This window comes from Nocardioides euryhalodurans (assembly GCF_004564375.1).
Classification (GTDB): Bacteria; Actinomycetota; Actinomycetes; order Propionibacteriales; family Nocardioidaceae; genus Nocardioides; species Nocardioides euryhalodurans.
In genome coordinates this window covers 368,407-394,271 of the sequence record NZ_CP038267.1, presented here as the reverse complement: position 1 = coordinate 394,271, position 25,865 = coordinate 368,407, and the positions used below count along the sequence as shown (strand labels likewise).

Below are 25,865 nucleotides of genomic sequence, written 5' to 3'. Positions count from 1 at the left end.
CCTCCTCCGCTTGTGACACTACCCGCGCGGTGGGACGAAGGAAGGGGCAACGCCCCGGGTCACGAGACGGAAATCCGTCGGGCTCAGCCCCCGGGGGTCTCCTCCGCCACCTGCGGCGGCAGGTCGGGGGGCCGGGGACCGGCGTAGTCGGGCCCGTAGGCGCCGGGAGCGGGCCGTCGGCGCTTCACCGGGGGCCGCTCCCCCGCCGCCATCCGGCGAGCGGTGACCAGGAACGCGGTGTGCCCGATCATCGAGTGGCCCGGCCGGACCGCGAGCCCCTCGACGTGCCAGTCGCGCACCAGCGACTCCCAGGCCGCGGGCTCGGTGAACCCGCCTTGGACGCGGACGGTCTCCACGAACCGCGAGAGCTGCGTGGTGGTCGCGACGTAGGCGCACACGATCCCACCGGGACGCAGCGCGTCGGCCACGGCGTCGAGGCACTCCCACGGCGCGAGCATGTCGAGGATGACCCGGTCGGCGCGCTCGCCGCTGCGCGGCAGCTCCTCGGCCAGGTCGCCCAGGGTGAGGGCCCACGCCGGGTGGTCGCCCCCGAAGAACTGGGTCACGTTGCGTCGCGCGACGTCGGCGAACTCCTCGCGCCGCTCGTAGGACGACACGCGACCGTGCGGGCCGACGGCCCGCAGCAGCGAGCAGGTCAGCGCGCCGGAGCCGACCCCGGCCTCCACCACGTCGGCCCCGGGGAAGATGTCGGCGAGCGCCACGATCTGGGCGGAGTCCTTGGGGTAGACCACGGCTGCCCCGCGCGGCATGGAGACGGCGTACTCGGAGAGCAGCGGGCGGAAGACGAGGTACTCGCCCCCGGCGCTCGAGGTGACCGTGAAGCCCTCGTCACGACCGATCAGCTCGTCGTGCTCGAGGTGGCCCTTGTTGGAGAAGAACCGCTTCCCGGCGACCAGCTCGAAGTTGTGACGCCTGCCCTTGCTGTCGGTGAGCCGCACCCACTCGCCCTCGCGCAGCGGGCCGCGGTGTACGCCGGACCACGCCTCGGTGGGCACGTCGGGCGACACGCGGTCGTCGTGCTCAGCCACGGGCACCTGCCTCCCGGAAGGCCTTCTCGACGTCGGCGGTGACGAGCACGCCGTAGAGGGAACCGTCCCCCTCCACGAGGAGGTACTCGCTGGCGGGCTTGCGGCCGATCGCGGTGACCAGCTCCTCGCCGATCAGGGTCGCGGGCAGGGTGAGCCCCTCCTCCAGGGTCCGGGACACCGTCGAGACGGGCACCAACGGGCGCCGTTCCTCGGGGGTGGCCACCAGGGCGGTCTCGTTGACAAGCCCGACCGGGCGGCCGGCGCCGGTGACGGTCACGATGCTGCCGGCCTGGGCCTCGCGCGCCCGGCGTACGGCCTCGGCGAGCGGGAGGTCCTCGGGGACGGTGAGCGTCCGCCGGGCCAGCGACCGGGCCACCAGGCCGGGCAACCTGCTGCGGAGCCGCGCCGAGCTCAGCGCGGCGGTCGCGCCGGTCCAGAGGAAGAGCCCGATGACGAAGGCGAGCGCGAAGTCGATGACGTCGGGCTCGAACCCCAGCGTGGCCTCCATCAGCAGCGGCCAGCACAGGGCCGCCACGGCGGTGACCCGACCGCCCCACGCGGCGGCGACCGTGCCGCGGTGGACGCTGCCCGTCAGCTTCCACACGCCGCTCTTGAGGACCCGGCCGCCGTCGAGCGGCAGTCCGGGCACCAGGTTGAGGATCCCGACCAGCAGGTTGGCGCCGGCCAGGCCCTCGACCGCGAGGAGGAGCAGCCCGTCGGGCGTGACGAACCACAGGCCGAGCGCGGCCACGCCGACTGCGATCGAGGTCAGCGGACCGACCACGGCGATCATGAACTCCTCGCGCGGACGCCGGGCCTCCCCCTCGATGGCCGTCATCCCGCCCAGGAAGTGGAGGGTGATCGAGGAGACCGGGAAGCCGTAGCGCGCCGCCATGAGGGCGTGCGAGATCTCGTGGAGCAGCACGGAGAGGTAGAGCAGCACGGCGAACAGGAAGCCGGCGACGTACTTCCAGGGGCCCAGGCCCGGCGCCACCATCTCGACCCGCGGCGCCATGACGAACGCGATGAGGCCGGCGACGAGGAACCACGAGGACGAGACGAGCACGTCGGTGCCGGCGATGCTGCCGATCCGGATGGTGCCCGGCGGACGCCGGTGGTCCTGCTGCCCCCGCGGCTCCGGAGGCGTCGCTGGCGCATGATCGGCTGACACGCACCGAGGTTATCCGACACCGCCTCGCCCTCCCGCATCCCTGTCGGTGCCCTGACCTAGGGTCGGGGCATGCAGGTGCAGGACTCCCCCTCGACGCCGCTGTCGACCCCCGTCGACGGGATGGAGGTGCTCGGCGCACTGTCGCCCAGCCGGGCCGGAGACTTCCTGACGTGCCCCCTGCTCTACCGCTTCCGCAGCATCGACCGGCTCCCCGAGCCGCCCAGTCCCGACGCCACCCGCGGCACGCTCGTCCACAAGGTGCTCGAGGACCTCTTCGACCTCCCGGCGCCCGGCCGGACGCCGGAGCAGGCCCGCGAGATGCTGGTCCCGGCCTGGGAGCAGCTGCTCGAGGCCGAGCCCGGCCTCGCGGAGCTCTTCACCGGCGGTGACGCCGGGCCCGCCGCCGACCTCGACGGCTGGCTGGCGTCCTGCCGGGCCGTCCTGGACCGCTACTTCTCGCTCGAGGACCCGCGGCTGCTCGAGCCGGCCGAGCGCGAGCTCTACGTCGAGGCCCTGCTCGACTCCCGGCTGCTGTTGCGCGGCTTCGTCGACCGGCTCGACGTCGCCCCCGACGGCCGGATCCGGGTGGTGGACTACAAGACCGGACGAGCGCCCGGGGAGGGCTGGGAGGCCAAGGCGCTGTTCCAGATGAGGTTCTACGCCCTCGTCATCTGGCGCACCCGCGGCGTGGTGCCGTCCATGCTGCAGCTGGTCTACCTCGGCAGCGGCGAGCTGATCCGCTACGTCCCCGACGAACAGGACCTGCTGGCCACCGAACGCAAGGTGGAGGCGATCTGGCGAGCCATCGTGCTGGCCACCGAGTCCCGCGACTGGCGCCCCCAGCGTTCGCGCCTGTGCGACTGGTGCTCCTTCAAGGCGCTCTGCCCCGAGTGGGGCGGGACACCGCCACCGCTCCCCGAGGCAGCCGTGCCCGCCGACCCCGGCGAGCTCACCGCAGAGGACGTCGACTGAGCCGGTCGGTCAGACGTCGTGGCGCTCCGCCCACAGCGCCGCCTGGGTCCGGTCCTGCACCCCGATCGCGGCGAAGGCCGAGGTCAGGTGCGCCTTGACGGTGCGCTCGCTGATCCCGAGGCGGCGCGCCACCTGCTTGTTGGCCAGGCCCTGCCGCACCAGACCGAGCACCTCACGCTCCCGGGCGGTCAGCCGCGCCGCCGGGGAACCCTGCCGGGCGGCCAGCAGCTGGCGGGCCGCGCGAGGGTGCAGCGGGGACTCACCCCGGTGCACGGCCCGGACGCCGGCGAGGAGCTCGTCGGGGTCGGAGTCCTTGAGGAGGTAGCCCACCGCGCCCGCGTCGAGGGCGGCGACGATCCGCTCGCTGTCCGAGAAGGACGTCAGGACCAGCACCTCGGCGTCCCCCTCGCCCGCGAGGATCCGTCGGGTCGCCTCGACGCCGTCCATCCCGGGCATCTGGAGGTCCATGACCACCACGTCCGGCCGCTCCCGCGCGCAGACCGCCACCGCCTCCGCACCGTCGGCGGCCTGGGCCACCACGTCGATGTCGTCGGCTCCGCAGAGCAGCCGCGCCAGACCCGCGCGCACCACCGCGTGGTCGTCCACGACCACGACCCGGATCGGCCCACCGCTCATCCCTCCACCTCGAGACGGACGCTGGTGCCCCCACCCGGCTCCGCGTCGATGCGGAGCCTGCCCCCGGCCTCGTGCACGAGACCGGCCAGGCCGCGCAGGCCGAGATGCTCGGCGCCGCGCGGTTCCGACACGTCCATCCCGACGCCGTCGTCGGTGACGACCAGCAGCACCCGTCCGGCCTCGCGCCGCACCGTGACGTCGAGACGGCTGCCGCGGGAGTGGCGGAGCGCGTTGCGGACCGCCTCCTGGGCGACCCGCCACACCAGCGCCACCACCGGGTCGGGTGTCCCCGCGACGCCGTCCACCTCGACGTGCGCCTCCATGCCGGCGGTCCCGGCGGGAGCCACCAGGTCGTCGAGCGCGGCAGCGAGCCCTTCCGCCGTCAGGTCGGGCGGATGGATCTCCACGAGGAGGGAGCGCAGGGCCCGCGACGACTGCCGCAGCGCTGCCGCCGCGTCGGTGGCGACGGCCGCGGGGACGACGGCCCCCTCCCTCCCCGCGGCGGCGAGGGCGAAGGTGGTGCCTGCCAGGTCCTGGACCACGCCGTCGTGCAGGTCGCGGGCGATCCGGCGCCGCTCGGCGTCCGAGGCGTCGATGGCGGCCTGGAGCAGCCGCTGCCGCTCGGCGGCCGCCCGGCGCAGCCGACGCGAGAGCCCCCAGATGATCAGCGTCGCCAGGCCGCCCAGGACCAGCAGCGAGCCGACCATGATCCGGCGGAAGGGTGAGAAGACCTCCTGGGTGTCCGCGGCGATGGTGTCGGCGGAGTAGTACGCCTCGAAGAGCAGCGGCGTGCCGTTCGGGGCGAGGATCCGGGTGTAGACCTCCACCAGGTCGGTGGACCCCACCTCGAGGCGGTTCTCGGGGTCGGTGAGGTCGGACACCTCGGCGTCGGTCCCGCCCTCGCGGAGGATCTGCTGCTCGGCGTCCTCGAGGGCGAAGCTCTCCCCGATCAGCTCGGTCTGGTCGGAGTAGACGATCGTGCCGTCGGCACTCCAGATCTTCACGCGCCTCACGTCCCCGACCAGGAGCCGGTCGCGCACGTCGCGGTCGAACCGGTCGATGGCGCCGGCGTCGCCGGTCGTGAGCCGGTCGGTCAGCGAGGGCTCGACCACCGAGTGGGCCAGGATCGCGGTCGCCCCCCGGGCGTCCCCCAGCGCCTCGCGCTGCGCGGCCCGGTCGATCAGGCGGTCGCTGACCACGACGACCCCGGCGAAGAGGAGGAACCCGAGGGCGAGGAACTGCGCCACCGGGCTCCGCCACGCTCGCCGACGCTCAGCCTCCATGAGCAGCGAGGATAGGCCTCACCAGCTGATGCGACCGCGACACACCTGGCCGCCGTGGGTGGCGCGCAGCCGGAACCGGTCGGTCCCCGACAGGTTCGACATCCGGCGCTCGACGTCGAAGGATCCCGACGGGCCGGACGTCGTCGACGTACCCCGGGCGGAGACACTGCCGTTGTGGCGCAGCCGCCAGTGCCAGGTCTGCCCGGAGACGTTGCTGTCCACCTCGGCCTCGACCTCGAGGCGGCCGTCGTCCGGCTTCACCTTGAGCTTCCAGTCGGCGGAGCCGCTGCAGCCGCCCCGACGGATCTTCTCGTCATCGCCGGCCATCGCGGGGGCGGCACTCCCCAGCGTCACCAGCATCGTCCCGACCACCACTGCCGCCATCGTCCTGCGCATCGTCACCAGACCTCCTGAGTCGCTTCTGTGAGGTTCCAGCGTGTGGCCGGACGAGGGCGGCCCACCATTGTCCGGTGGTCGTAGTACCCGGCGGCGAGGGTCAGCCGCCGAGCGCGACCAGCGCCCGGGCGTCGAGCCCGGCGAGGGAGTCGCGGAAGACCCGTCGCTCGCCCGCGAGCACCGGGACGTGGTTCGGAACCACGAGCACCAGGCACCCGGCCGACTCCGCGGACTTGGCACCGGTGTTGGAGTCCTCGATCGCCAGGCAGTGGGCGGCGTCGAGGCGCAGCTCTGCTGCCGCCTTGAGGTACGGGTCGGGGTGCGGCTTGCCCCGGGTGACGGCGTCGCCCGTGACGACCACGTCGAAGGCGCCCTCGGGGAGGGCGGCCAGCACCGGCGCGACGAACCGCTTGTAGGACATGGTCACCAGGGCGCGGGGCATGCCGGTGGCGGCGAGGTCCTCGAGGAGCTCGAGCGCGCCCGGCCGCCACGGCACCTCGTCCTCCACCCGGGCCACCACGCCGTCCAGCAGCTGCTCGACGATCTCGGAGGGCTCGAGGTCGATCCCCATGTGCTCACGGATGTACCGGCCGGAGTCGAGCAGGTCGTGGCCGACGAGGTTGAGGGCGTGCTCGGTCGACCAGGTGCCGCCGTGCTTCTCGGCGAGTGCGAACTCGGTCTCGATCCAGTACGGCTCGGTGTCGACGAGGGTGCCGTCCATGTCCCACAGGACGGCCCTCGGAAACGGCGCGGCAGGTCCTCGGGATGCGGCGGTGCTCAGGATTCCCTCCCGGGGGCTCGGTGCGACAGGGCGTCCGCCCAGCCTACGGTGACGGCGCCCGGCAGGCGGTGGCGGCCGTGCGGGCGACCCTGGGCACGAGGGTCCTGCCCGGCCCGCCAGGGGGCACACGGCGACGAGGGACTCCTCGCCCTGCGGGGGACCGGGCGAGGAGCCACGCGCCGAGCCCGGGGACAAGGACGGGGCGCCCCCCGGGCATGGAAAAGACCCTGGCACTCATGGCAGAGCGCACAGGGTCCGGGTGCAGTCGTTCATCCTCAGTAGAGCACACCGTCGCCTCCGCCGCCACCCTCCCCACTCACGGCAGGATGGCCGCGGCACGGGCGTGCGCCAGGAGGGTGGCCCCGTGCAGCTGGCGGCCGACGACCTCGCTGGCGACCTCGCTCAACCGCCGGCCGTGGTCGCGTGCGTAGCGACGCAGCACGCTGAAGGCGACGCTCATCTCCAGGTCGCCCGTCTGGGCGATGACACCCTTGGCCTGCTCGACGATGATCCGGCTCGTCAGCGCGTGCTGCAGCTGCGCGTTGATCGTCGCGAGGTCGGCAGCAGCCTTCTCGTTGACGACGGCCACGCTCACGACGTGAGCCAGTGCCTGGGCCAGAGCAAGGTCCTCGTCGTCGAGTCGACCAGCCTGTTCCCCGAACAGGCCCAGGGTCCCCAGGACGGTGTCGCGCAGCCGCATCGGGAGCGCGTGGACGGACCTGAAGTCGACGTCTCGTGCCGCTCGGCAGAACTGGGGCCACCGCTCCGTCTCGGCGGCGAGATCCGGCACGATCACGACCTCACCGGCCCGGAAGCAGTCCAGGCACGGTCCCTCGTCTCGTTGGAGCTGGAGCACCTCCAGGTGGTGGGCGCGGTCGGAGCTCGAGGCAGCCAGGTGGAGGGCCCCGCGGCCGTTGGCGAGAAGCAGTCCCGCCGAGTCGACGCCGAGCAGCTGGGTGCAGCTCGTGGTGAGCCTGGTCAGGATCTCGACGACGTCGTAGTCGTCGACCAGCTCGTTGGAGAGATCCACGAACGCCTGGATGATCTCGCGCTCCCTGTGATCGGTCATCCCTGCCCCCGCCCCGGTCCGTGGTCGTCCCGCTCCAGCACCAGGCGACGTTCCACGATGGCCCAGGCCACCTGGCTCGCGGTCTGCCCGGTGGCGACGGCGTGGGCTCGCAGGCGCGCCAAGGCCTCTGCGGCGTCCACGTCGAGCTGGGAGATCAGCATGCCGGTGGCCTGGTACACCTCGATGCGATCCATCTCCTCGAGGCTGCCCCACGCCTCCTCGGATCCTTCCTGGAGCGCATCGTCCTGGTTCCCGCCGCCCTCGGCGACCAGGTCGAGCAGCGGTGCTGCCGCCAGCTCGGCGGCCAGCAGCGCCCCCTCGAGCTCGTTGCCCTGCAGGGGGCCGGGATCGACGCGGAACAGGTCGAGCGCTCCCACGCACACCGAGGTGATCACGACCGGGAGGGCGAAGACCCCTCGGATCCCGTCGGCCAGGGCCGCTCCGGCAAAGGCGGGCCAGCGGCGCCCCAACGCCGAGTCGAGGTCAGGCACCAGCACGGACTGCCGGGCCGCCACCGCATCGAGGCAGGGCCCCTCCCCGAACGTGAACTGGTACTCGTCCAGCCGACGGCTGGCCTCGCTGCTCGACCCGAAGGTCCCCCGGGTCGCTCCGTCGTGGACCACCGACAGCGCCGCGCCGTCCACGCCGAAGAGGTCCACGCACGTCGAGCACAGCTCGTCGGCCGCCGGGACGCCCCGCTCGGCGCCGGTCATGGCGGCGTTCAGCTCGCTCCGCATGGCGTCGAACGCACGCGTCATCGGGACCCCTGACGTGGCCGGCCGTGGATGGCGAGGTGTCGCCCAAGGCCTGGGCCTCGGACCCCAGTGTAGGACCTCTCCCTCGCGCCGAGGCCTGCTCGCTCGACCGTCCGGCAGGCGGTCAGCACCCCGGGCGGACGTCCCTTGGCAGAGGGTGGCGGCAGGCGCACGGTCATGCGAGCACTGGTTGCGCCCCAGACCCCGACGTGACTCGCCAGTCACCAGATCGACCAGGCCGTCTCATCTCGGCCCATTGTCGGGGACTCGACGTCCAGGGCAGTGAGCCCACGTCGGGGGATTGCGCTCGCTGCCCTGGACCTCGGGGCTCGCACGCTCACGGTCACGTCCCGGCCGAGGCCCGGCTCAGTCCTCCGGGTCGTAGCCCAGGTTGGGCGAGAGCCAGCGCTCGGCCTCGGCGAGCGTCCAGCCCTTGCGCTCGGCGTAGTCGGCCACCTGGTCCCGCCCGAGCCGTCCCACCACGAAGTACTGGGAGTCGGGGTGCGAGAAGTACCAGCCGGACACCGACGCCCCCGGCCACATCGCCATCGACTCGGTCAGGCGTACGCCGAGGCTCTCCTCGACCCGGAGCAGGTCCCAGAGGGTCTGCTTCTCGGTGTGGTCGGGACAGGCGGGGTAGCCCGGCGCCGGCCGGATGCCGTCGTAGAGCTCCTTGATCAGGCCCCGGTTGTCGAGCTGCTCGTCGGGGGCATAGCCCCACGCCTCGCGGCGCACGTGCTCGTGGAGGCGCTCGGCGGCGGCCTCGGCGAGCCGGTCGGCAAGCGACTCCAGCAGGATCCCGGAGTAGTCGTCGTTCTCGGCCTGGAACGCCGCGACCCGCTCCTGGCTGCCGAGCCCGGCGGTCACGGCGAAGCCGCCGACGTGGTCCGCGAGCCCCGTCTCCCGCGGTGCCACGAAGTCGGCCAGGCAGCGGTTGGGGACCCCGTCGCGGTGCTTGCCCTGCTGGCGCAGGTGGCACAGCCGCGCGACGACCTGCTCGCGGGTGGCGTCGGCGTACACCTCGATGTCGTCGCCCACCGCGTTGGCCGCCCGGAAGCCGTAGACCCCGCGGATCCCGAGCCAGTCCCCGGCCTCGATGCGCGTCAGCATCTCCTGGGCGTCGTCGTAGAGCCGGCGGGCGGCCTCTCCTGTGGTCGGGTTGTTGAGGATGTCGGGGAAGGACCCCTTCATCTCCCAGGCGTTGAAGAACGGCTGCCAGTCGATGTAGTCGCGCAGGTCCGAGACGGAGAACGTCACCGTGCCGTCGGCCCCCAGCTCGGCCGGGACCGGCGGGGCGTGGTCGGACCAGTCGACGGGCGCGGCGTTGGCCCGGGCCTCCGCCAGGGTCACCATCGGCCGCTCGGTCTTGGCGGCGTGGCGGGTGCGGAGGCTGTCGTAGTCGGCGCGGACGTCGGCGAGGAGCTGCTCGCGGCGCTGCGGGCTCAGCAGCGACGCCACGGTCGGGACGGACCGGGACGCGTCCTTGACCCAGACGACCGGACCGTCGTACTTGCCGTCGACCTTCACCGCCGTGTGGGCTCGCGAGGTCGTGGCACCGCCGATCAGCAGCGGGATCTCGAAGCCCTGCCGCTGCATCTCGCTCGCCATCGTCACCATCTCGTCGAGCGAGGGGGTGATCAGCCCCGACAGACCGATCGCGTCGGCACCGTGCTCCCTGGCCGCGTCGAGGATCTTCTGCGGCGGCACCATCACGCCGAGGTCGATGACCTCGTAGTTGTTGCACTGCAGCACGACGCCGACGATGTTCTTGCCGATGTCGTGGACGTCGCCCTTCACGGTCGCCATCACGACGGTGCCGTTGGTCTCCTTCTGGGTGGCCAGGGCCGGGTCCTTGGCCTTCTCCTCCTCGATGAAGGGGATCAGGTAGGCGACGGCCTTCTTCATCACCCGAGCGCTCTTCACCACCTGCGGGAGGAACATCTTGCCCGAGCCGAAGAGGTCGCCGACGACGTCCATGCCGTCCATCAGCGGGCCCTCGATCACCTCGATGGGGCGGCCGCCACGCTCGGCGATCTCGGCCCGCAGCTCTTCGGTGTCGTCGACGACGTGGGCGTCGATCCCCTTGACCAGCGAGTGGGTGATCCGCTCCCCCACCGGCAGCGATCGCCACTCGTCGACCGTCTCCTCGTCGGCCTCGGCCGCCCGGTTGTAGCGCTCGGCCACCTCGAGCAGCCGCTCGGCCGCGTCCGGCCGCCGGTTGAGCACGACGTCCTCGATCCGCTCCCGCAGCTCCGCGTCCACCTGGTCGTAGACGGCGAGCGCACCGGCGTTGACGATGCCCATGTCGAGGCCCGCCTCGATGGCGTGGAAGAGGAAGACCGCATGGATCGCCTCGCGCACCGGGTTGTTGCCGCGGAAGGAGAAGCTGACGTTGGAGATGCCGCCCGAGACCAGGGCGCCCGGCAGGTTCTGCTTGATCCAGCGGGTGGCCTCGATGAAGTCCTGCCCGTACGTCGCGTGCTCCTCGATGCCGGTGGCCACCGCGAACACGTTGGGGTCGAAGATGATGTCCTCGGCCGGGAAGCCGACCTCCTCGGTGAGGATCCGGTAGGCCCGCCCGCAGATCGCCTGCCGACGCTCCAGGGAGTCGGCCTGGCCGTCCTCGTCGAAGGCCATGACCACGACGGCAGCGCCGTAGCGCCGGCACAGCCGGGCCTGCTCGACGAACTTCTCCTCGCCCTCCTTCATGGAGATCGAGTTGACGACCGGCTTGCCCTGCACGCACTTGAGCCCGGCCTCGATGACCTCCCACTTCGAGGAGTCGACCATGACGGGGACCCGGCTGATGTCGGGCTCGCTGGCGACCAGCTTGAGGAAGCGGTCCATCGCCGCGACGCCGTCGATCATCCCCTCGTCCATGTTGACGTCGATGACCTGGGCGCCGTTCTCGACCTGCTGCGCGGCCACCGTGAGGGCGGTGTCGTAGTCGCCGTCCTTGATCAGCGTGCGGAAGCGGGCGGAGCCGGTGATGTTGGTCCGCTCCCCCACGTTGACGAAGAGGCTGTCTTGGTCGATGGCGAACGGCTCCAGCCCGGAGAGCCGCAGGGCCGGTGCCGGCGTGGCCCGGGTCCGGGGCTCCGCGCCCTTGACCGCGGTGGCGATCGCCTCGATGTGCTCGGGGGTGGTGCCGCAGCAGCCGCCGGTCAGGTTGACCAGCCCGGACGCGGCGAAGTCGCCCAGGACCGAGGCCATCTGGTCCGGCGACTCGTCGTACTCGCCGAACTCGTTGGGCAGCCCCGCGTTGGGGTGGGCGGAGACGAAGCAGTCGGCGATCCGGGCGAGCTCGGCGACGTACGGCCGGAGCTCGGCCGCACCGAGGGCGCAGTTGAGGCCCACGACGAGGGGGCGGACGTGGCGCACGCTGTGCCAGAAGGCCTCGGTGGTCTGGCCCGAGAGCGTCCGGCCGGACGCGTCGGTGATGGTCCCGGAGATCCAGACGGGCCACCGGCGGCCCTGCTCCTCGAAGAGCGTCTCGAGGGCGAACACCGCCGCCTTGGCGTTGAGGGTGTCGAAGATGGTCTCGACGAGCAGCAGGTCGCTGCCGCCGTCGACCAGCCCGCGCGCCTCCTCGAGGTAGGACTCGACGAGCTCGTCGAACTCGACGTTGCGGGCGCCCGGGTCGTTGACGTCGGGCGAGATGGACGCGGTCTTGTTGGTCGGGCCGAGCGAGCCGGCCACGAACCGGGGCCAGTCCGCGGTCGAGAACTCGTCGGCAGCCAGCCGCGCCGCCGCCGCGGCCGCGACGTTGAGCTCGTAGCAGTGGTCCTGCAGCCCGTAGTCGGCCTGGGAGATGCTGGAGGCGGTGAAGGAGTTGGTGCAGACGATGTCGGCGCCGGCCTCGAGGTAGTGCCGGTGGATGTCGCGGATGATGTCGGGCTGGGTCATCGACAAGATGTCGGAGTTGCCCTTGAGGTCGTGACCGTGATCGGCGAACCGGTCCCCGCGGTAGTCGTCCTCGCCGAGCTGGTGTCCCTGGATCAGGGTGCCCATCGCCCCGTCGATGACCAGGATGCGCTCCTGCATCGCAGCCGTGAGCGCCTGCGTGGCATCGGGCCGGTGTGCGGGCTCGGACACGGCTCTCCTCTCGGCTCCATCGGGGCCTCCAGCGTAGGCAGCCTGTCCGCAACGTGGACTGACTTCCCGGATGGTGAACACGACCATCGTGACACCCACGCCGAACACCCGCGAAATCATCGGAGCGGTCGTCCCTGCCGCGTCACGGCACAGTGACTAGGGTGGATGGGTGATCGAGCTCGAGGACGTCCCCGACCTGGTCGACCCCGTCGTCATCGCGGCCTTCGCCGGTTGGAACGACGCTGCGGACGCCTCCTCCGCCGTCGTGGACCACCTGATGCAGGTCTGGGACGCGCGGATCATCGGCAGCGTCGACCCGGAGGACTACTACGACTTCCAGGTCAACCGGCCCACGATCGGCACCGACCCCAGCGGGCACCGGCGGCTGGTCTGGATGACCACCCAGATCGCGGTCGCCTCCCCGCCCGACCTGGGGCGGGACGTGATCCTCATCCGTGGCATCGAGCCCAACCTGCGCTGGCGGCAGTTCTGCGCCGAGCTGCTCGCTGCCTGCGACGACCTCGGCGGTGAGCTGGTCGTCACCCTGGGCGCGCTGCTCGCGGACACCCCCCACACCCGACCGGTCCCGGTGACCGGGACCGCCACGGAGCCCGACCTCGTCGACCGGCTCAAGCTCGAGCAGTCGACGTACGAGGGCCCGACAGGCATCGTCGGCGTGTTCCAGGACGCCTGCGTCCGGCTCGACATCCCGGCGGTGTCCTACTGGGCGGCGGTCCCCCACTACGTCCCGCAGCCGCCGTGCCCCAAGGCGACGCTGGCGCTCGTCGGCCAGCTCGAGGACCTGCTGCAGACGAGCATCCCGCTCGACGAGCTGCCCGACGACGCCCGGGCCTGGGAGCGCGGCGTCGACGAGCTCGCCGAGGAGGACGAGGACGTCGCCGACTACGTCCGGGCCCTCGAGGAGACCCGCGACACCACCGACCTGCCGGAGGCGTCCGGTGAGGCGATCGCCCGGGAGTTCGAGCGCTACCTCAAGCGCAACCGGCCCGACGAGGGTCCGGGTCAGGGTCCGCAGGTCTGAGCTAGAGGGACAGGCCGAGCGCCGCGTCGAGCAGCCGGTGGACCGTGCCGGCGGCGGCGGGGTCGCTGGTGTCGGCCAGCCCGTCGGTCCCGAGGGTCGCGTCCACCCAGGCCTGCACGGCGGCCACGGCGGCCGGGGCGTCCAGGTCCTCGGCCAGGGCGGCCAGCACGGCCTCGGCGACCGGAGCGGCCGGTGCGCCGGCACCCAGCGAGAGGGCGCGGCGCCAGGTGACGAGGGTGTCGACCGCGTCCCAGAGCTGGTCGTCGGTCCACTCCCAGTCGGCGCGGTAGTGGTGGCGCAGCAGCGACAGCCGGATCGCCATGGGGTCGACGTCGCTGTGGCGGAGGGCGCTGACGAAGACCAGGTTGCCGCGCGACTTCGACATCTTCTCGCCGTCGTAGCCGACCATGCCGGCGTGGGCGTACGCCCGGGCGAACCGCTCCCCGCCCCGGGCGACCTGCGCCTCGCTCGCGCACATCTCGTGGTGCGGGAAGACCAGGTCGCTGCCGCCGCCCTGGACGTCGAAGGTGGTCCCGAGGTGGAGCAGGGCGATGGCGGTGCACTCGACGTGCCAGCCCGGTCGTCCCGGTCCCCACGGGCTGTCCCACGCGGGCTCCCCGGGGCGCTCGGCCCGCCACAGCACGCAGTCGAGCGGGTCCTTCTTGCCGGCCCGGTCGGGGTCGCCACCGCGGTCGCCGAAGACGGCGAGCATCTGGTCGCGGGTCCAGCCGGACAGCGAGCCGAACGTCTCGTCACTGGTGACGGAGAAGTAGAGGTCGTCCTCGACGCGGTAGACCGAGCCGGTGGCCTCGAGCTCGCGCACCAGGTCGATCACCAGCGGGATCGACTCGACCGCCCCGACGTAGTGGTCGGGCGGGACCACACGGAGCGCCGCCATGTCGTCGCGGAACAGCTGGGTCTCGCGCTCGGCGAGCTCGCGCCAGTCGCCGCCGACCTTCGCGGCCCGCTCCAGGAGCGGGTCGTCGACGTCGGTCACGTTCTGGACGTAGGTGACGTCGTGGCCGGCGTTGCGCCAGGCGCGGACGAGCAGGTCGAAGCCGACGTACGTCGCCGCGTGGCCCATGTGGGTCGCGTCGTAGGGAGTGATCCCGCAGACGTACAGCCGGGCCGCACCCTGCTGCGGGACGACCGTCACGGACTCGCCGGACGCCGTGTCGTGGAGCCGCACCGGGGGTCCGGTCACGTCGAGTCCGGGGATCTCGGGGGCGGGCCAGACGCGCATGGTGGGAAGGGTAACGGGGAGGGCCAGCGTCCTAGAACGGCGGCCACGGGATGGCCGGCCAGTCTCCCCTCGGCTGAGGGAACACCGCCGCGGCGCGCAACCGCTCGGCACGGCGCCGGAGGCCCTCGACCTCCCGCTCGGTCACCAGGTGCTCCAGCCCCTCGCCGAGGGTGCCGGCGACCGCGGCGAGCACCCGGTCGATGCCGTCGAGCTCGTCGGCGGCCAGCGGCTCGCCGGCCCATCCCCAGAGGACGGTCCGCAGCTTGGGCTCGGCGTGGAACGTCACGCCGTGGTCGACCCCGTGGCGGTGGCCGCCGGTCATCTCCAGCACGTGACCACCCTTGCGGTCGGCGTTGTTGACCAGCACGTCCAAGACCGCCATGCGCCGCAGCGCCACGGAGTCCTCGTGGACCAGCGAGATCGGCCGGTCGTGCTGGTCCACGCCGTCGAACACGTGCAGGAACCCGGCCGGCGTGGCGCCTTCGGGGACGATCGTCACGGCCTCCTGATCCGGGTCGGGCTCCTTCCAGAGCTGCACCATCCCCAGGCCGTGAGGACCCTCGCGCAGGACCGTGAGCGGCACCACGTCCCAGCCGCTCGCCGCCGACACCAGGTGGGAGGCCACCTCGCGGAAGGCCAGGCTGCCGTCGGGGAAGTCCCACAGCGGGCGCTCCCCCGCGATCGGCTTGTAGACGACCTGGGTGCCGTCCACCTCCCCGACGAAGGTGGCGTTGGAGGCGGGCATGATCCGTCCGTGGAGGACGAGCTCGCCGTCCTCGATCACGGGTCGCGGCGGCGGAACCCGTTGGCCCGGACGCACAGGTGGCCGTCGGGGTCGATCGGGTGGCCGCAGAAGGGACAGCTCGGCCGCCCGGCGTCGACCACCTGCTCGGCACGCTTGACGAAGGAGCGCGCGGCGGCGGCGGTCAGGCGTACGAGCAGCAGCTCGTCGGGCTCGGGCTCCTCGAAGTCGTCGTCGACCTGGTCGGGCGCCACCACGGCCGCCTCGGAGTAGGGGAAGACCTCGACGACCACCCGCTCCGCGTCGGGGTCCCACGAGAGGGTCATCGTCCCGGCCCGGAACTCCTCCTCGATCGGCGACGCGAGCGGACCGTTGTCGTCGAGGTCGAGCGGCGCGACCGCCGGCACGACACCACGGGTGTCGGCCTTCATCAGCTCGTCGAGGAGCTGGTCCATCCGCTCCGCGAGGGCCACCACCTGCTGCTTCTCGAGGGCGACGCTGACGACACGGCGGCCCTCGCTGGCCTGCAGGAAGAAGGTGCGCTCCCCGGGCTCGCCGACGGTCCCGGCGACGAAGCGTTCGGGCGGGTCGAAGGAGTGGACGATCGGCACGGATCCCACCCTAGTGACCGGGCCCAGCGCCGCCACCGACGACTCCGGTCGCCGGCGCCTTCCGGCGTCCCTTGGGCGCCAGCCACGCCAGGTCACCGTCATGGGTGTTGGTCTGCAGGACGTACGCCGACTCAGCGGTGAACCGCACCACCGACACCGACGCGGGGTCGACGTGGAGCCGCTGGAACTGGTCGAGGTGCAGCCCGAGCGCGTCGGCGAGGACCGCCTTGAGCGGGTCGCCGTGCGTCACCGCGGCCCAGACGGCGTTCGGGCCGTGCTCGGCCTCGACCCGGGCGTCGTGGCGGCGTACGGCCTCGACCGCGCGGGCGGCCATCCCGGCCAGGGACTCCCCGTCGGGGAAGGTGACGGCGGAGGGACGACGCTGCACCGTCTTCCACAGCTTCTCGCGGGCGAGCTCCTTGAGCTCCCGCCCCTGCCAGTCGCCGTAGTCGCACTCGACGAGCCCACGCTCGGTGACCACCTTCGCCCGCTCGGGCTGGGCGTTCGCGATCGCCGACGCGGTCTCCTTGCAGCGCTCCAGCGGGCTGCTCACGAGCGAGGCCAACGGGACCGGGGCCAGCCGGTGGGCGGTGCGCCCCGCCTGCTCGCGACCCGTGTCGTCCAGATGGACCCCCTTGAGGCGGCCGGTGAGGAGGCCGCTGGCGTTCGCCGTCGAACGGGCGTGCCGGACCAGGAGCACGGTTGCCATGCCGGCGACTGTACGTGCCCTAACCTCAGGAGGGTGATCGTCGACAGCGCCCTCTACCGCCGGGGCACCCGGGTGCCGGTGGAGTGCGACGTCGCGGACCTGGCGACGATGCGGGAGCGGTGCGAGCCCGGCGACTTCGTGTGGGTCGGCCTGCACGAGCCCGACCTCGGGGAGCTGGCCAAGGTCGCCAACGCCTTCCAGCTCCATCCCCTCGCCGTCGAGGACGCCGTCAACGCCCACCAGCGGCCCAAGCTGGAGCGCTACGACGACACGATCTTCCTGACCGTGAAGACGCTCTGGTACGTCGACGCCGAGGACGCGGTCGAGACCGGCGAGATCAACCTGTTCATCGGTGCCGACTTCGTGGTCAGCGTGCGCCACGGCGAGGGCGGCGGGCTGAAGCGCGCCAGGGTCGACCTCGAGGCGCGCGAGGCCGTGCTCGCCCACGGGCCGACCGCGGTCGTCTACGCCGTGTGCGACCAGGTCGTCGACGCGTACGAGGAGGTGGTCGACGAGCTGGTCGCCGACGTCGACGAGGTCGAGATGTCGGTGTTCTCCGAGGAGCGCACCAACGACTCGGCGCGCATCTACGTCCTCAAGCGCGAGCTCGCCGAGGTGCGCCGGGCAGTGATGCCGCTGCGCGAGCCGGTCGGGCGCTTCGCCAACGGGATGGTCCGCGGGATCGACCCCGAGGCCGGCGCCTACTTCCGCGACGTGGGCGACCACCTCGCCCGCGCGGCCGCGACGATCGACGAGCTCGACGGGCTGCTGTCCACCGCCTTCGACGCCCACATGGCGCGGATCTCGGTGCAGCAGAACGAGGACATGCGCAAGATCTCGGCCGGCGCCGCCCTGATCGTCGTCCCGACCCTGATCGCCGGCATCTACGGCATGAACTTCGACGTCATGCCCGAGCTCCACTGGGACTTCGGCTACGCCTGGGCGCTGCTGCTGATGTTCGGGGCGTCGGCCGGCCTGCTCTGGTTCTTCAAGCGCTCCGGCTGGCTCTGACGGAACGGTCGGACATCAGCGCTCGCCGGCCCTGCGCCCGGGGCGGTGACGGTCCCCAGGGCTCCTTCGGCACTCACGTCCTCGCGGCGCCTGCCGAGCGGTGACGACGCAGGAAGTCCAGCACGAGGCGGGCTGTGTCGGCAGCGTGACTGAGGGCGAGCAGGTGGCCTGCTCCTGCCACCGTGGCGCTCTCCGTCTGGGGGAGCAGCCGGCGGATCCGGGTGCGGACCTCGGCGAACCACGGACCGCTCTGGCCGCCGCCGACGTAGAGCACCGGGCACGTGATCCTCGTGGCGTCCGCATCGTCGAGCTCCCAGGAGAGCAGTGCCGGGAGGTCGGACTCGAAGAACGTCGGGGCGTCGCGCTCCATCGCCGCCACCGAGCCCGGCAGGTCCCGCTCCGACTCAGCACGCCAGTCGGGCCCGGCGAGCATCCCCATGAGCTCGTCCAACGCCACGGTCGGCCCCCGGGAGGAGTAGCTCTCGACGAGGCGGGTGCTCGCGGCGACGAAGTCCGGAGTGCTCGGCACGCCCGACGGCGGCGGCTCCAGCACCGTCAACGTCCGCACCACGTCCGGGCATCTCGTCGCCAGGGTCAGCGCGACGGCCGCGCTGTAGCTGGCACCGACCACGTGGGCCGGCCCGACCGCCAACGCCTCGAGGAGGAAACGACAGTCAGCGGCGTCCTGGGCGATCGAGCCCGGTCGGAGCGCCGGCCCGCTGCCGGCGTACCCGCGGCGGTGGTAGTGGATCACCTCGAGCTCACCGTCGCCGGCGAGCTGCTCGGCCAGGGGACGCAGCTCATCAGCGGTCAGTGCCGTCTGGATGACCACGAGGGGCTCACCCTCGCCCCACACCTCGGTCTCGAGGTCGACCTCGCCGACCCTGACGGGCCTCGTGCGGCTCACACAAGCCATCGTCGCTGCGCCGAAGGTGGATGACAACAGGCCACCCGGGATGCCCGCAGCGCACGTCGTGCGGCGAGGGTCAGGGAGTCAGCACGCCGGTCGCGAGCAGCACCAGCGTCATGCCCCCGAGCACCACGCGGTAGATCACGAACGGCGTGTAGGAACGGGTCGAGACGTAGCGCAGCAGCCACGCGATGGCGGCGTACCCGACGAGGAACGACACGATCGTCGCGACGAGCGTCGGGCCCCAGCCGTACGCGTTCTCGCCGTGCGGGATCTCCTTGAGCTCGAAGAGCCCGGCACCCACGACCGCGGGGATCGCGAGCAGGAACGCGTAGCGGGTGGCCGCCTCACGCTCGTACCCGAGGAACCGGCCCATCGAGATGGTGGCGCCGGAGCGGGAGACCCCGGGGATCAGGGCGCAGGCCTGCGCCGCACCCATCAGCACCGCGTGGCGCAGCGTCATCTGCTTGATCGTGCGGTCGTCGCTGCTGAAGCGGTCGGCGATCCCGAGGACGACACCCATGACGACCAGCGTGGTGCCGATGATCCAGAGGTTGCGGAAGTCCTCCTCGATGACGTCCTTGAGCAGGATGCCGAGGACCACGATCGGCAGGGAGCCGATGATGATGAACCAGCCCATCCGCGAGTCGAGGTGACCGCGGAGCTCGGGTCGGAAGAGCGACCGGGTCCAGGTCGAGCCGATCCGCCAGATGTCCTTGCGGAAGTAGATGAGGACCGCCAGCTCGGTGCCGATCTGGATCACGGCCGTGAAGGCGGCTCCCGGGTCGCCCCACCCGAAGAGCTCCGGGAAGATCCGCAGGTGTGCGCTGCTGGAGATGGGGAGGAACTCGGTCAGCCCCTGAAGGGTGCCGAGCGCGACGGCCTTGAGGAGATCCCACACGGCGGGCAAGCCTACGGATAGCCTCTTCGCCATGCTGCAACGCGCCCTGGGGCACACCGGTCTGTCGGTCTCGCGGCTCGGTCTCGGCACGGCCATGTGGGGCACCCAGGTCGACGAGCACGAGGCCCGCGACCTGCTCGGCACGTACGTCGATGCGGGCGGCACGCTCGTCGACACGGCCGTGATGTACGGCGCCGGCGCCTCCGAGGAGCTGCTCGGCCGGCTGATGGGCGAGGTGGGTCGCGAGCAGCTGGTGGTCGCGTCCAAGGGCGGCTTCCGCGCCGGACCGGACGGCCCGGTCCGCGACACCTCGCGCCGCACCCTGCTGCAGAACCTCGACACCTCGCTCGAGCGGCTCCGGACCGACCACGTGGACCTCTGGCAGGTGCACGTGTGGTCGGACGCGGCGCCGGTCGAGGAGACGATGGCCGCGCTCGACCAGGCCGTCACCTCGGGCCGCGCCCGCTACGTCGGCGTGTGCAACTACGCCGGCTGGCAGCTCGCCCAGGCCGCCACCTGGCAGCGCGCCATCCCCGGCCGGGTGCCGCTCGCGAGCACCCAGGAGGAGTACTCGCTGCTCAACCGTGACCTCGAGCGGGAGGTGCTGCCGGCGGCCCGCAGCACCGGCCTCGGCGTGCTGCCCTACTCCCCCCTCGGCGGTGGCGTCCTCACCGGCAAGTACCGCACGGGCACGCCCGCACACTCACGCGGTGCTGGCCGGCTCTCGGCCAGCGTCGACCGCTACCTCGACGACCACGGACGGGCCGTGGTCGAGGGCGTGGCCCGCGCGGCCGACGGCCTCGGCTGGACACCGCTCCAGGTCGCGCTGGTCTGGGTCCGCGACCGACCCGGCGTCACCGCGCCGATCGTCGGCGCCCGGACCGCGACGCAGCTCAAGGACGTGCTCGGCGTGGAGGGGTTGACCCTGCCGCCCGAGATCGTCGCGGCCCTCGACGACGTCTCGGGGGACTGAGATGACGGCGACCCGCGCCACGCAGCGACCGCTCCGCCCCGGGGTGGAGTGGGAGTTCGAGAAGCTGGTGATCTCGCGCGACTTCTCGCGCAACGTGGTCACCCGCCTGCTCGTCGACCGCGCCGAGCACGGCGGCTGGGAGCTCGACCGGGTCCGGATCTCGCCCGACGGCACCCGCCGCGTGGTCCTGCGGCGCAAGATCATCCGGCAGCGGCAGCTCGTCTGAGCGTCGGCCGGGTCAGACCTCGTCGAGGAACCGGTCGAAGACGCGCGCCCCGAACTCCAGCGCGTCCACCGGCACCCGCTCGTCGACGCCGTGGAAGAGCGCGGTGAAGTCGAGGTCGGCGGGGAGCCGCAGCGGGGCGAAGCCGTAGGACCTCATGCCGAGCTTGCGGAAGTGCTTGGCGTCGGTGCCACCGCTCATCAGGAACGGCGCGACCAGCGCCTCGTCGTCCTCGGCCAGCAGGCTGCGCGTCATCGCGTCGACCAGGTGGCCGTCGTACGGCGTCTCCCACGGCTCCTGCTTGGTGATGAAGTCGAGCTCCACCGCGTCGCCGCACAGCTCGGCGAGAGTGTCGAAGAACTCGTCGCCGTAGCCGGGCAGGAAGCGGCCGTCGATGGTGGCGGTCGCCTCCGTCGGGATCACGTTCGCCTTGTAGCCGGCCTGTAGCATCGTCGGGTTGGCGGTGTTGCGGATCACGGCGCCCAGCATCCGGCTCGCGCTGCCGAACTCCTCGATCAGCGCCTCGGCGTTCTCCGGGGTGGCCTCGGTCCCGGCGAGCTCGGCGACGGTCGCGAGCAGCACCTCCATCGCCGGCGTCAGGCGCACGGGCCACGGGTGGGCGCCGATCCTCGCGACCGCGGCCGCGAGGTCGGTGACCGCGTTCTCCCTGTTGATCATCGAGCCGTGCCCGGCCCGGCCGCGAGCGGTCAGCGTCATCCACGCCATGCCCTTCTCGGCCGCCTCGATGAGGTAGATGCGCCGGCCGCGCACGGTCGCGCTGAAGCCGCCGACCTCGCCGACCGCCTCGGTGACGCCGTCGAAGTGCTCGGCGTGGTCCTCGACCATCACCTGGGCCCCGTGGTGGCCACCGGCCTCCTCGTCGGCGGTGAACGCCAGCACCACCGGCCGCGCCGGCACCCGCCCCGCCCGGGTGCGCGCCCGGACGACGGAGAGCAGCATCGCGTCGAAGTCCTTCATGTCGACCGCGCCGCGGCCCCACACGAAGCCGTCCTGCACCTCGCCCGAGAACGGGTCGACCTGCCAGTCCTCGGCCGCCGCCGGGACGACGTCGAGGTGACCGTGCAGCAGCAGCGCGTCGTCGCGGCTGCCGTCGCCGCCCCAGTGGGCGATCAGGCTGGTCCGGCCCGACGTCCGCTCGACGACGGTGGACTCGATCCCGACCTCGTCGAGCAGCGTCGCGACGTGCTCGGCGGCCTTGCGCTCGCCCGGCCCGGAGCCGTCCCCATAGTTCGAGGTGTCGAGGCGGATCAGGTCGCGACACAGCTCCACGACCTCCCCGGCAGGGTCGTGGGCGGGCGTCTGGATGTCCGAGGTCATGCCCCCATCCTGACACCGTTGGGGGGACCCTCCCGATGCGGGACTCACGCCCTCCCTTTGCTACTGTTCCACCGCACTCGTCCGGGTGGCGGAATTGGCAGACGCGCTAGCTTGAGGTGCTAGTGCCCGTATTAGGGCGTGGGGGTTCAAGTCCCCCCTCGGACACCACAGACCGCAGGTCAGTCGACCTGCACTCTCTCTGGGGCAGCCACGTGGTTGCGTCTCCCAGGGGCACCTGTGCCCGTCCGAGCGTCGAAGCACGGTTGGCGTGCTGGAGCCGCTTCGGGTCAGCCGTCGGGTCACCGCTGCACCATCCGTCAGCCGGAACTACTGCCGGCGGAGGAGGCCGGTGAGTCCGGCGAGCAGGAAGCCCACGAACACCCAGGACAGGACGCGCAGCGTGTGCATGACGAGCGATACCGGTCCGGGGGGCGGGAGCCAGGCGGGGGTGGCTATCGCTGGCGGAATGGCCACGCTGGCGGCGTACTCCAAGGTGTTCATGCAGGGGGTGTCCCAGGAGGGGTTCGTGCAGTCGGCGGCGCGGACGCGGCCAGGGATGTCGGCGATGGTCGCACCGGGGTACTCGTGCGCCGCGATCGCGGCCGTGGTCTCGGTGGTGAAGTCGTCACCGGTGACCGCGATGAGGCCAAGCGCCACGAGGAACACCCCGAGCAACCAGGCCAGCGACCGGAGCGGGTAGTGGCCGTAGCCGGTGGTGATTCGATAGATGACCTGCACGACCCTGCTGGGGAGGGGGCCCATCTGCGCAGCGAGCCCCGCCCACCGGTAGCGGATCCTCCGGGCGTCGCTCGCTTGCCCCATGGTTTCGTAGGCGTTGGCCAGCTCGGACCACACTTGGGATGACGGACCCTCCTCGTGGCTCACGTCCTCGTCGACTGAGACCCCTTCGGGCAGTGCCGTCAACCACGCCCCCGCAACCCGGACATCGTCTGCGACCACACCGAGGACTCCCCCCAGCTTCCACCCTCGGGCCGAGCGAAGCGGCGGCAGATCCCCCGGATCTCGTGGGGTGACCAGGAGTCCGACCTCGGCTCGCGGCAGGGCGATCCCACCCGGCGGGTGGGGACCCACCGACTGAAACCTGCTCCTGGCGAAGCGGCTCTCACCGGCCATGACCAAGCGGTCACAACGGACGCCACCGAGGTAGACCTCCGCGTGTCGATACACCGGGGCGGCGATGTGGACGCTGTTCGCGGTCGTTTCCGCAAGGCTGAGAAGAATGGCGGAGCGTGCCACGTCCACGAACTCGGGGTCGATCACAAGGTCGTCCCCGACCTCCAACCGGGACGCGTTGAAGGATGGCTGGAGGTCGGGATCCTCCAAGGTGCACTCCAGCCGGAAGGCCTGTGCCACCGACACTGAACGCAGCCCGATGAAGCTACGAACGCCTTCGACAACCAAGTCCCCGCCGACGGCGACGCGGTCCAGCGTCACCTCGGTGGGCTTCAGCTCGTCTGCCCCTGGGAAACGTTGACGGTCGAATCGGACGTCACCTCCGATCCCCACGTCGAACAGCCCGATCCCGTCAGCGGTTGGGGGCAGTACCAGGCCTCGAGCCAGGTGTGAGTTCTCGATGGCAAGGTGATCGGCCTGAGAGCTGTCGAGCTCCAGGGAGTCCAGCCGAGTGCCGTGCATTCGTAGGAAGTGAGTGATGCGGCACGCCACGAGTCTCAGGCTCCGGGGCCAGTCGAGGCCGACAAGGTGGAGGTCACCCCGGATCTCGGCACCGATGATCGTGAGCCCCCCGAGCGCGAGCGAGGTGGGGTCGCGAGCCGTACGATGCAGGAACTCGCTCAGCACCTGTCCCGGGATGGCCATGCTCATGAGCGCGCCCTGCGCCTCTGCCTGGACTTCAGGAGGCTGAGGGTTGCCGTCGTCGAGGCACGCAAGAAGTCGCAGACACTCAGCCACCTCGACGTCCCGCAGAAGTGGGGAGCCCTGAGGGGGCATGTCCCCGTCATCGAGGAACTGCTCAGCGTCCATGACTCATCGTGCACCCAGAGCGTCGTGTCGAACACCGGTGTGGTCTGGCCCATCAACGGGACTGCAGGGGGAAGAAGAGGGCACATCCGGCCGAGAGCCGTCGCGAGGGGCGTTCTTCCGTGCACCCGGGCACCTTCGGGGCTACATTCGCCCGCCCCCCCACGCGTGCCCATCGACGCCAGGACCCACGATCCGGTCCCCGGGGTCCAGGTTCTCTGGCCGCGGGGATCGTTGCATTCCGGCTGCCCATTCACCCGGGGCGGGTGACGTGGGAGGACCGCTCCGACGGCCACCATGGACCGCCCGCACCGTGCTGCAGGAAGGCCCTGATGTCCGCCACCGTTCTCATCGCCCTGGGGGCGGTGCTCTGCTTCCTCGGCGCCCGGTTCCTGCGGGTGACGATCCTCGTCGCCGGCTTCGGGCTCGGCTGGATGCTCACCGAGCTGTTCGACGCCGACCTGCAGACCCAGGTCCTGGTCGCGCTGGGCGCGGCGGTGACGGCGTTCGTCGTGACGCTCGTGATCCGGTCGATCCTGCTCTTCGTGGCGGGCGCGGTGGTCGGCGCCGTCATCGGCGCCAGGGTCTACGCGCTGCTGGCAGGGGGCGAGGGGGACCCCGATCTGGTCCTCGGCCTGGTGTTCGTCCCGACCATCGCCCTCCTCGGCGGCTTCCTCGGGGACCGCTACCAGCGGCGGCTGCTCGTCTGGGGCACCGCCGTCGCGGGTGCCGCGATGATCCTCTCCGGCGTGGGGCGAGCAGGCAGCTCGTCCACCGAGCTCTTCTGGCGCCCGCAGACCACCTGGGGCACGGCTGTCTTCCTGGTGGCCTGGGTGGGGCTCGCCCTGGTCGGGCAGCGGTTCCAGCACCGCGACGACACCGAGGACGCGCGCTGAGGCGTCCGAAACCCGGTTGCCGGCCGACGGGACCAGCAGGACACTCGCTGCATGACCGCCGCGCTCCCTGCGGCCCTCCCCGCAGGGTTCACCCTGGAGCCCGCAACCGGCGCCCACGCGCCCGAGGTGCACCAGATCATCGCCGCCGAGCAGGTCGCGGCCTTCGGGTTCTGCGCCGACACCGAGGAGGACGCCCGCGCCGAGCTCGAGCCACCCCCGACCATGGACTCCCTCCAGCACGTCGTCCGGGACGGCACGGGCAGGGTCGTCCAGTGGTGGTTCGCGTTCCACGTCCCGGGCGACCCGCTGCTCGGCACCGGGATCACCAGCGATCCGGCGCTCCCCGACGAGGTGCACGACGAGCTGACCGCGGCCGGCTGGGGGCTGTTGCTCCCGTGGTTGACCGACCACGCTCCCGACGGCGAGGGGCCGGTCAGGGCGTTCTCCGGGTGCCCGGCCGGTGCGACCGCCGCCCAGCGCCGCCTCGCAGCCGCCGGCTTCACCCACCAGCGCACCTTCTGGGAGATGCTCGGACCGGTCACCGGCGCCTCCCGCACCGCGGCACCCGTCCCGGGACTCGCCATCACCGGCGCCGCGAGCAGCCACGACGTCCACGGAGTGCTCAACGAGGGCTTCGTCGGCCACTGGGGATTCACGCCGCTCGACCACGACTCGTGGCTGGCCCTCGAGGAGTCCCAGTCCGGGTTCGACCCGGCGTTCCGGTTCCTGGCCACGATCGACGGCGTTCCCGCTGCGGCGATGGTGCTGAGCCGGAGGCTGGAGACCGAGGACGCCCTGTACGTCGCCGAGCTCGCCACCCTCGCGCCGTACCGCCGTCGCGGCATCGCCGCGGCCCTGCTGGCGCACGCCTGCGAGATCGCGCACCGGGAGGGGCTCGGCCGGCTGTCGCTGCACGTGGACAGCGAGAACAGCCACGACGCACCGTCGGTCTACCGCAGGGCAGGACTCGACGTGCGCTGCGCCTTCCACGGGTACATCGCGGAGCTCGCCCGCCCGCACCCGGCCCCCTTCGTCCCCGGGACGTGATGGACTGACCC

24 protein-coding genes and 1 tRNA gene are annotated in these 25,865 nt (G+C 72.0%); 8 read left to right on the top strand and 17 right to left on the bottom strand.

The window, feature by feature from the left end; all coding sequences use genetic code 11:
• Positions 1 to 83 precede the first annotated feature (83 nt).
• Together EXE57_RS01855 and EXE57_RS01850 are read right to left on the bottom strand one after the other, a co-directional pair.
• Positions 84 to 1,049 carry a tRNA (adenine-N1)-methyltransferase gene (locus EXE57_RS01855; protein ID WP_279633187.1) on the bottom strand — a complete coding sequence of 322 codons (966 nt, stop codon included), beginning with the start codon at positions 1,047 to 1,049 and terminating at the stop codon, positions 84 to 86.
• Positions 1,042 to 2,220: a site-2 protease family protein gene (locus EXE57_RS01850; protein ID WP_244246954.1), complete on the bottom strand. Its 1,179-nt coding sequence runs from the start codon at positions 2,218 to 2,220 to the stop codon at positions 1,042 to 1,044. The genes EXE57_RS01855 and EXE57_RS01850 overlap by 8 nt, the downstream gene beginning before the upstream one ends.
• 69 nt (positions 2,221 to 2,289) lie before the next feature.
• Between EXE57_RS01850 and EXE57_RS01845 the strand changes: the two genes are divergently transcribed.
• Positions 2,290 to 3,192 (top strand): RecB family exonuclease, encoded by a 903-nt coding sequence (locus EXE57_RS01845; protein ID WP_208542932.1) that lies wholly within the window; start codon positions 2,290 to 2,292, stop codon positions 3,190 to 3,192.
• Positions 3,193 to 3,201: 9 nt separating this feature from the next.
• Here the strand turns inward: EXE57_RS01845 and EXE57_RS01840 are convergent, their stop codons facing one another.
• The 7 genes from EXE57_RS01840 to metH all read right to left on the bottom strand — a co-directional run bounded on the left by EXE57_RS01840 (position 3,202) and on the right by metH (position 12,156).
• Positions 3,202 to 3,828 (bottom strand): response regulator, encoded by a 627-nt coding sequence (locus EXE57_RS01840; RefSeq protein ID WP_135073463.1) that lies wholly within the window; start codon positions 3,826 to 3,828, stop codon positions 3,202 to 3,204.
• Positions 3,825 to 5,111: a sensor histidine kinase gene (locus EXE57_RS01835; RefSeq protein WP_135073461.1), complete on the bottom strand. Its 1,287-nt coding sequence runs from the start codon at positions 5,109 to 5,111 to the stop codon at positions 3,825 to 3,827. Before EXE57_RS01835 ends, EXE57_RS01840 begins: the two co-directional genes overlap by 4 nt.
• 18 nt (positions 5,112 to 5,129) lie before the next feature.
• The gene (locus EXE57_RS01830) at positions 5,130 to 5,513 is read right to left on the bottom strand and encodes a hypothetical protein (protein WP_135073459.1); all 384 of its coding nucleotides are present in this window, start codon (positions 5,511 to 5,513) and stop codon (positions 5,130 to 5,132) included.
• Between the two features lie 94 nt (positions 5,514 to 5,607).
• Positions 5,608 to 6,228: an HAD family hydrolase gene (locus EXE57_RS01825; RefSeq protein WP_135073457.1), complete on the bottom strand. Its 621-nt coding sequence runs from the start codon at positions 6,226 to 6,228 to the stop codon at positions 5,608 to 5,610.
• A 376-nt stretch (positions 6,229 to 6,604) separates the two neighbouring features.
• Positions 6,605 to 7,357, bottom strand: a complete 753-nt coding sequence (locus EXE57_RS01820; protein ID WP_135073455.1) for a GAF and ANTAR domain-containing protein — start codon at positions 7,355 to 7,357, stop codon at positions 6,605 to 6,607.
• The gene (locus EXE57_RS01815; protein ID WP_135073453.1) at positions 7,354 to 8,115 is read right to left on the bottom strand and encodes a GAF domain-containing protein; all 762 of its coding nucleotides are present in this window, start codon (positions 8,113 to 8,115) and stop codon (positions 7,354 to 7,356) included. Before EXE57_RS01815 ends, EXE57_RS01820 begins: the two co-directional genes overlap by 4 nt.
• Before the next feature lie 363 nt (positions 8,116 to 8,478).
• Positions 8,479 to 12,156 carry a methionine synthase gene (gene metH / locus EXE57_RS01810; RefSeq protein ID WP_244247123.1) on the bottom strand — a complete coding sequence of 1,226 codons (3,678 nt, stop codon included), beginning with the start codon at positions 12,154 to 12,156 and terminating at the stop codon, positions 8,479 to 8,481.
• 220 nt (positions 12,157 to 12,376) lie between these two features.
• On the opposite strand from metH, the gene EXE57_RS01805 reads away from it, so the two are divergent.
• Positions 12,377 to 13,249, top strand: a complete 873-nt coding sequence (locus EXE57_RS01805) for a PAC2 family protein (RefSeq protein WP_135073451.1) — start codon at positions 12,377 to 12,379, stop codon at positions 13,247 to 13,249.
• A 1-nt stretch (position 13,250) separates the two neighbouring features.
• On the opposite strand, the gene mshC is transcribed toward EXE57_RS01805, so the two are convergent.
• The 4 genes from mshC to EXE57_RS01785 are packed head-to-tail and all read right to left on the bottom strand — an operon-like array spanning position 13,251 to position 16,554.
• Complete coding sequence (mshC, locus tag EXE57_RS01800; RefSeq protein WP_135073449.1) at positions 13,251 to 14,492, bottom strand: cysteine--1-D-myo-inosityl 2-amino-2-deoxy-alpha-D-glucopyranoside ligase; 1,242 nt, start codon at positions 14,490 to 14,492, stop codon at positions 13,251 to 13,253.
• A gap of 31 nt (positions 14,493 to 14,523) precedes the next feature.
• Complete coding sequence (locus EXE57_RS01795; protein WP_208542931.1) at positions 14,524 to 15,276, bottom strand: SCO1664 family protein; 753 nt, start codon at positions 15,274 to 15,276, stop codon at positions 14,524 to 14,526.
• Positions 15,273 to 15,845: a DUF3090 domain-containing protein gene (locus EXE57_RS01790; protein WP_244246953.1), complete on the bottom strand. Its 573-nt coding sequence runs from the start codon at positions 15,843 to 15,845 to the stop codon at positions 15,273 to 15,275. The genes EXE57_RS01795 and EXE57_RS01790 overlap by 4 nt, the downstream gene beginning before the upstream one ends.
• Before the next feature lie 10 nt (positions 15,846 to 15,855).
• A complete protein-coding gene (locus EXE57_RS01785) occupies positions 15,856 to 16,554 on the bottom strand; it encodes an MSMEG_4193 family putative phosphomutase (protein WP_135073445.1) in 699 nt (232 codons plus the stop codon).
• A gap of 33 nt (positions 16,555 to 16,587) precedes the next feature.
• Between EXE57_RS01785 and corA the strand changes: the two genes are divergently transcribed.
• Positions 16,588 to 17,565, top strand: a complete 978-nt coding sequence (gene corA / locus EXE57_RS01780) for a magnesium/cobalt transporter CorA (protein WP_135073442.1) — start codon at positions 16,588 to 16,590, stop codon at positions 17,563 to 17,565.
• A 73-nt stretch (positions 17,566 to 17,638) separates the two neighbouring features.
• Here the strand turns inward: corA and EXE57_RS01775 are convergent, their stop codons facing one another.
• The gene (locus tag EXE57_RS01775) at positions 17,639 to 18,472 is read right to left on the bottom strand and encodes an alpha/beta fold hydrolase (RefSeq protein WP_167305781.1); all 834 of its coding nucleotides are present in this window, start codon (positions 18,470 to 18,472) and stop codon (positions 17,639 to 17,641) included.
• A 79-nt stretch (positions 18,473 to 18,551) separates the two neighbouring features.
• On the bottom strand, positions 18,552 to 19,376 hold the full coding sequence (locus EXE57_RS01770; RefSeq protein ID WP_244246952.1) for an undecaprenyl-diphosphate phosphatase: 825 nt from the start codon (positions 19,374 to 19,376) through the stop codon (positions 18,552 to 18,554).
• Between the two features lie 31 nt (positions 19,377 to 19,407).
• Here EXE57_RS01770 and EXE57_RS01765 point away from each other — a divergent pair, with 31 nt between their 5' ends.
• Together EXE57_RS01765 and EXE57_RS01760 are read left to right on the top strand one after the other, a co-directional pair.
• Entirely contained in the window at positions 19,408 to 20,349 is a 942-nt protein-coding gene (locus tag EXE57_RS01765; RefSeq protein WP_135073436.1) for an aldo/keto reductase, read from the top strand.
• 1 nt (position 20,350) lies between these two features.
• Positions 20,351 to 20,575, top strand: coding sequence for a DUF5703 family protein (locus EXE57_RS01760; RefSeq protein WP_135073434.1), 225 nt, complete (start codon positions 20,351 to 20,353; stop codon positions 20,573 to 20,575).
• Positions 20,576 to 20,587: 12 nt separating this feature from the next.
• Here EXE57_RS01760 and EXE57_RS01755 read toward each other — a convergent pair whose 3' ends face one another.
• Complete coding sequence (locus EXE57_RS01755) at positions 20,588 to 21,910, bottom strand: M20/M25/M40 family metallo-hydrolase (RefSeq protein WP_135073432.1); 1,323 nt, start codon at positions 21,908 to 21,910, stop codon at positions 20,588 to 20,590.
• A 79-nt stretch (positions 21,911 to 21,989) separates the two neighbouring features.
• Between EXE57_RS01755 and EXE57_RS01750 the strand changes: the two genes are divergently transcribed.
• Positions 21,990 to 22,078, top strand: a tRNA-Leu gene (locus EXE57_RS01750).
• A gap of 159 nt (positions 22,079 to 22,237) precedes the next feature.
• Here EXE57_RS01750 and EXE57_RS01745 read toward each other — a convergent pair.
• Positions 22,238 to 23,914: a hypothetical protein gene (locus EXE57_RS01745; protein WP_135073430.1), complete on the bottom strand. Its 1,677-nt coding sequence runs from the start codon at positions 23,912 to 23,914 to the stop codon at positions 22,238 to 22,240.
• Positions 23,915 to 24,243: 329 nt separating this feature from the next.
• Between EXE57_RS01745 and EXE57_RS01740 the strand changes: the two genes are divergently transcribed.
• Both EXE57_RS01740 and EXE57_RS01735 read left to right on the top strand, forming a co-directional pair.
• Positions 24,244 to 24,807, top strand: a complete 564-nt coding sequence (locus EXE57_RS01740; protein ID WP_135073427.1) for a TM7S3/TM198-like domain-containing protein — start codon at positions 24,244 to 24,246, stop codon at positions 24,805 to 24,807.
• A 51-nt stretch (positions 24,808 to 24,858) separates the two neighbouring features.
• A complete protein-coding gene (locus tag EXE57_RS01735; protein WP_135073425.1) occupies positions 24,859 to 25,854 on the top strand; it encodes a GNAT family N-acetyltransferase in 996 nt (331 codons plus the stop codon).
• Positions 25,855 to 25,865 lie beyond the last annotated feature (11 nt).